This is a genomic window from Pseudomonas sp. 05N434 (genome assembly GCF_056396965.1).
Window position 1 is genome coordinate 1 of the sequence record NZ_JBFTMK010000931.1, and the last position, 1031, is coordinate 1031.

1 protein-coding gene and 1 pseudogene are annotated in these 1031 nt (G+C 56.2%); both read right to left on the reverse strand.

Annotation, left to right across the window (positions count from 1 at the left end; all coding sequences use genetic code 11):
- Nucleotides 1-371 (reverse strand): annotated as a pseudogene (locus AC1DLB_RS30815) (sugar-binding protein); the annotation flags it as partial.
- Between the two features lie 171 nt (nucleotides 372-542).
- On the reverse strand, nucleotides 543-1031 hold a 489-nt coding region (locus AC1DLB_RS30820; RefSeq protein WP_477786381.1), incomplete at its 5' end, for a PhnD/SsuA/transferrin family substrate-binding protein.

The following is a 1031-nucleotide window of genomic DNA, read 5'->3' on the forward strand; positions in this document are numbered from 1 at the left end:
GTAGGGAACAGCACCGGGCCAGCACAACTGCCTCCATCCAGCGCCGCCTGAAAAACAAACGCGAGATGGCTCCCGTCTTTCAGATTCTGCAAAGACGCCCAGGCAATATTGCGACGCCAGCCCTCCTGGAACTCTTGTTGCGTGACGGGCTCGGCGTCGGCCACTCGCAGCATCAATGGCGAGCCGTCGGCTTGTTGACCGCAGACATGCAGCGTTGTCTTTTGATTAACCACCATGAATGGCCAACGCGCCACCTCGACCGTGACACCGGCCGAATCATCAGGTTTTTTCAGAACGAGTACATCGTTGACGGCTTGTGGCACCACAGGAGCGGGCACACAGGAGAGAGAAACCAACGCGGGGTTTGTCATGACAGAAATCCTTTCTGAATGAGCGCCAACCCCTCCATGGGGTCGGACACAGGAAAGGAGCTAAGACCACGTGAGGGGAAGCGTCTACTGTCAATTCGACCATTCGAACAGCAAAACATAAATACCAGATGAATGGTCGTCCGCCCCCCCTGCCCCCGGAAACTCTATCTGTCAGTGCTTGCCCACCGGCACCAGGGCAATTTTGTAGGGATCGAAAATCTTCAGCATCTGGCCGTTGTTTCGCAGGCCTTGCAGCAACTTGCCGAATGCTTCCCCCGTAATCGGCGCCTCTGGACGAATCAGCGCGTAATGGTGATAGACCTGATCGATGCGTTGCGACACCAGCAACTGCTCGCCGACTTTTTCGTTGCGCAGCAGGTAATCGCTCAGATAAGAGCGTGTCACCAGGGCAATGTCCGCTCGCCCGCGCAGCACCATCAGCAGGTTGCTGTCGTGGGAATAGGTCAACGTGGCCTTGTAAGTGTCGGCCAGATACTTGGGATCGGCATTGAAATTGGCAAACTCGTAGTGATAGCCGCTGTACAGCGCCAGCCGCTTGCCCGTCAGGTCCTTGAAGTAACTCTCATCGCGACCGGGTTGCTTCTGCGCGACAAAGATTTCTGCATCTTCCAGGTCCATGTCAACGAGGGTATGCGGGAT